Below are 4,164 nucleotides of genomic sequence, written 5' to 3'. Positions count from 1 at the left end.
GGGGTAGGCGCTGGCGCGGGAGCCGGCGCTTCGACCTTGGCCGGCGCCGGAGCGGGCGCAACGGCGGCGGCACCTTCGCCGGCCTCGATCAACGCGACCACGCTGCCTTCGCTGAGCGTGTCGCCGAGCTTGACCTTGATCTCCTTGACCACGCCGGCCACCGACGACGGCACTTCCATCGTCGCCTTGTCCGATTCCAGCGTGACCAGGCCCTGGTCCTTCTTCACCGTGTCGCCGACGGAGACGAGGATTTCGATCACCGGCACGTCGCTGTAGTCGCCGATGTCGGGAACGCGGGCTTCTGTGACTTCAGCCATGGGGGACTCCGCCGGACAAATTCGAAAGTGGATCGCTATTGTGCCATCGCCGCGCGTCGCGCCGAACCCCGCGGCGACTGGTATCTCTTTGGTGCCCGGAGGATACGCCGGCGAATCGTTTCAGGCCGGATCCCGGCCGCGACCGAGGCCGAGCGCACCCCACGCCGCGAGCAGGCGCTCGAAGCCGAAACCGGCGTTGGCCGGGCTGGTCGAGGGCAGGGCGTGGAAGGCGATGCGCGCGGCCAGCGCCGGCGACAATCCGCCCTGCAGGTGGCGACGGAACGCCTGCGCCGCCTTGCCGCCGTTGAACGCGACCGCGCGCAGCCGCGGCAGCGATTCGAGCAGGGCGACGACGTCGTTCGGCACCTCGCTGCCGGGGACGATCGACGCATCGAGGCTGCCGCGGCGTTCGCACCGCCCGATCACGTCCCACAGGCCGACGCCGGCGCGCTGCAGCCCGGCGATGCGCCGCGGATAATCGACCCGCGGATCGAAAGCGCACAACGCGCCCATCAGCGGCCAGAACCGGTTGCGCGGATGCGCGTAGTAGCTGGCCGCGGCCAGCGAGGCGGCGCCCGGCATCGAGCCGAGCACCAGTACGCGGCAGTCCGGCGCCACTGCCGGCGGCAGGCCGCGCAACGGTTCGCGCCTGGCCCGTGCCATCAGGCCGCGGGCGTCTGCCACGGCTTGACCACCAGCAGCGCGCCGATCGCCACCAGCACGGCGCCGGCGACGCGGGTGGAATCGATCGGCTGGCGCACGTGCAGCACGCCGTAGTGGTCGAGCAGGAGCGAACCGAGCAATTGCCCGAACACGACCAGGCAGATCAGCGACGCCGCGCCCAGCCGCGGCACCAGCAACGTCGCGCCGACCACGTAAAGCGCACCGATCGCACCGCCCAGCCAGCCCCACCACGGCACCTTCGCCAGCGCGGCGGCGTCGAAGCCCGGGCGCGTCGCCAGCCACCACAGCGCCAGCACCGCCGTGCCGACGCTGAACGACGCCAGCGCGGCGAACAGCGCGCCGAAGGTCTGCCGGCCCAGGGCCGCGTTGATCAGCGCCTGCAATGGCAACAGCATGCCGATGAAGGCCGCCAGGGCCATGTTTGCCGGATTCATCGCGAGGCCTCGGAATGTTGCGGAAAGGCCCGCAAGATAAACGATTCGCGCACCGCGCGCGGTCGTCGCGACGCGCCGCAACGTTGCGCTCGGGCGCATTCGCGTGAATGATGAAAGGCATGGCCGCCACGACTTCCCCACGTCGTCCGCCGCCGCCCGCGTTGAACGACGATTGCGCGTTGTTCCTCGACGTGGACGGCACCTTGCTCGAGTTCGCCCCGCAGCCGCACCTGGCCGGCCTGCCGGATGGCGCGCTGGAGACGATCGAGCGCCTCAGCGACCGCCTGCAGGGCGCGCTGGCGCTGGTCAGCGGCCGCCCGCTGGCGCAGATCGACCACCTGTTCGCGCCGCTGCAATTGCCCGCGGCCGGCCTGCACGGGCAGGAATTCCGCGGTGCGCCAGCCGCGCCGCGCGGCGGCGCCACCGCGCTCGACGCGTTCAAGCGCGAAGCGCTGGCGCTGGCCGAGCGCCATCCCGGCGTGCTGGTCGAGGACAAGGGCGGCACCGTCGCCCTGCACTGGCGCAACGCGCCGCACAGCGCCGGCGCGCTGCGCGACCTGGCGCAGGCGCACGCCGCGCAACTGCCCGACTACCGCCTGCAGCCCGGCGACCACGTCGTCGAGATCGTGCCCGCCGATGTCGACAAGGGGCGTGCGTTGCGCGCGTTGCTGGCGCACCCGCCGTTCCGGGGACGGCGCCCGGTGTTCGTCGGCGACGACCTGACCGACGAATACGGCTTCGCCGCCGCCAACGAACTGGGCGGCTGGAGCGTGCTGGTCGGCGCGCGCGAACCCAGCCACGCCAGCCACGCCCTGCCCGACCCGCGCGCGGTGCACGCCTGGCTGCGCGCGAACCTGGCGTCGAACCACGGCAAGCGCGCATGAGCCGGACGACCGCCAGCCTCGACCTCGGCGCGATCGGCAACGGCAGCTTCGGCGCGCTGGTCGACCGCAACGGCAGCGTGGTGTGGAGCTGCCTGCCGGCGTTCGACGGCGACCCGGCGTTCTGCGCCCTGCTGTCGCCGCGCGACCACGACGGCGGCTATTTCGGCATCGAACTGGAGGACTTCGAGCGCAGCGAGCAGCACTACCTGACCAACACCGCGATCCTGCGCACCGTGCTGCACGACCGCCACGGCGGTTCGCTGGAAATCCTCGACTTCGCCCCGCGCTGGAAGCAGAACTCGCGCATCTACCGGCCGGTGTCGATCATCCGCAGGATCGCACCGCTGTCCGGCAGCCCGCGCATCCGCGTGCGCATACGCCCGCTGGCCGACTGGGGCGCGCGCATGCCCGAGACCACGTGGGGCAGCAACCACATGCGCTGGCTGCTGCCCGACTTCACCCTGCGCCTGACCACCGACGTGCCGGTGCGCTTCGTCCGCGAGGAACTGCCGTTCGTGCTGGCCCATGCCGCGCACCTGGTGCTGGGGCCGGACGAATCGCTGCTGCGCTCCATCGCCGGCTACGTCGACGAGGCGCTGGGCCGCACCGCCGAGTACTGGCGCGAATGGGTGCGCTACCTGTCGATACCGCTGGACTGGCAGGAGGCGGTGATCCGCAGCGCGATCACGCTGAAGCTGTGCCAGTACGAGGACAGCGGCGCGATCATCGCGGCGATGACCACCTCGATCCCGGAAGCGCCGGACACCGCGCGCAACTGGGACTACCGCTACTGCTGGCTGCGCGACGCGGCCTTCGTGGTGCGCGCGCTGAACCGCCTCGGCGCCACCCGCAGCATGGAGGAGTTCCTGCGCTACATCTTCAACATCGCCACCCACGACGGCAGCCTGCAGCCGCTGTACGGCATCGACTTCGCCGAGCGGCTGGAGGAAACCGAGGTGGACGGCCTGCGCGGCTACCGCGGCATGGGCCCGGTGCGGCGCGGCAACCTGGCCTGGGTGCAGAAGCAGCACGACGTCTACGGCAGCGTGGTGCTGGCCTCGACGCAGCTGTTCTTCGACCGGCGCCTGGCCGATCCCGGCGACGCCGACACGTTCCGCCGCCTGGAACCGCTGGGCGAACGCGCCTTCGCCCTGCACGACGTGCCCGACGCCGGGCTGTGGGAGTTCCGTGGCCGCGCCGAGGTGCACACCTACACCGCGGCGATGTGCTGGGCCGCCTGCGACCGCCTGGCGAAGATCGCCGCGCTGCTGTCCCTGGACGAGCGCGCCGCGCACTGGCGCGAGCGCGCCGACGCGATCCGCGAAAAGACCCTGCAGCGCGCGTGGCGGCCGGCGGCGAACCGCTTCAGCGCTTCGTTCGAAGGCGACTACCTCGACGCCTCGCTGCTGCTGCTGGCCGACATCGGCTTCGTCGCCGACGACGACCCGCGCTACGTCGCCACGGTCGAGGCGATCGGCGCCGAACTCAAGCGCGGCGACGCGCTGTTCCGCTACGTCGCGCCGGACGACTTCGGCGAACCCGAAACCAGCTTCACCATCTGCACGTTCTGGTACATCGACGCGCTGGTGGCGATCGGCCGCAAGGACGAGGCGCGCGCGATGTTCGAGCGCGTGCTGCAAAGGCGCAACGCGCTCGGCCTGCTGTCGGAGGACACCGCGTTCGACGACGGCGAAGGCTGGGGCAACTTCCCGCAGACCTATTCGCACGTCGGCCTGATCAGCGCCGCGATGCGGCTGTCGCGCTCGTGGCAGGAGGCATCGTGAGGGCAGAAGCGCGGAACGGGGAACGAAGAACCAGCGGAGGACGCCCCGCCCGCCCCCACGC

General features: G+C 71.6%; 5 protein-coding genes. 2 read left to right on the top strand and 3 right to left on the bottom strand.

Features of this window, described 5'->3' with window-relative positions:
* From CSC71_RS15140 to CSC71_RS15130, 3 genes are all read right to left on the bottom strand, one after another.
* The coding region (locus CSC71_RS15140; protein ID WP_343037697.1) for a biotin/lipoyl-containing protein at positions 1 to 317 on the bottom strand (317 nt) is incomplete at its 3' end.
* A 120-nt stretch (positions 318 to 437) separates the two neighbouring features.
* Positions 438 to 980: a DNA-deoxyinosine glycosylase gene (locus tag CSC71_RS15135; protein WP_162375213.1), complete on the bottom strand. Its 543-nt coding sequence runs from the start codon at positions 978 to 980 to the stop codon at positions 438 to 440.
* The gene (locus CSC71_RS15130; RefSeq protein ID WP_162375212.1) at positions 980 to 1,420 is read right to left on the bottom strand and encodes a DMT family transporter; all 441 of its coding nucleotides are present in this window, start codon (positions 1,418 to 1,420) and stop codon (positions 980 to 982) included. The genes CSC71_RS15135 and CSC71_RS15130 overlap by 1 nt, the downstream gene beginning before the upstream one ends.
* 134 nt (positions 1,421 to 1,554) lie before the next feature.
* On the opposite strand from CSC71_RS15130, the gene otsB reads away from it, so the two are divergent.
* Positions 1,555 to 2,319 (top strand): trehalose-phosphatase, encoded by a 765-nt coding sequence (otsB, locus tag CSC71_RS15125; protein WP_162375211.1) that lies wholly within the window; start codon positions 1,555 to 1,557, stop codon positions 2,317 to 2,319.
* Positions 2,316 to 4,103, top strand: a complete 1,788-nt coding sequence (locus CSC71_RS15120; RefSeq protein WP_162375210.1) for a glycoside hydrolase family 15 protein — start codon at positions 2,316 to 2,318, stop codon at positions 4,101 to 4,103. The genes otsB and CSC71_RS15120 overlap by 4 nt, the downstream gene beginning before the upstream one ends.
* The last annotated feature ends 61 nt before the right edge of the window (positions 4,104 to 4,164 follow it).

Origin of the sequence: Pseudoxanthomonas sangjuensis (assembly GCF_010211755.1) — a bacterium.
GTDB classification, from domain to species: domain Bacteria; phylum Pseudomonadota; class Gammaproteobacteria; order Xanthomonadales; family Xanthomonadaceae; genus Pseudoxanthomonas_A; species Pseudoxanthomonas_A sangjuensis.
Note: the sequence above shows the minus strand (reverse complement) of the source record. Positions and strands in the feature narration are given on the sequence as shown.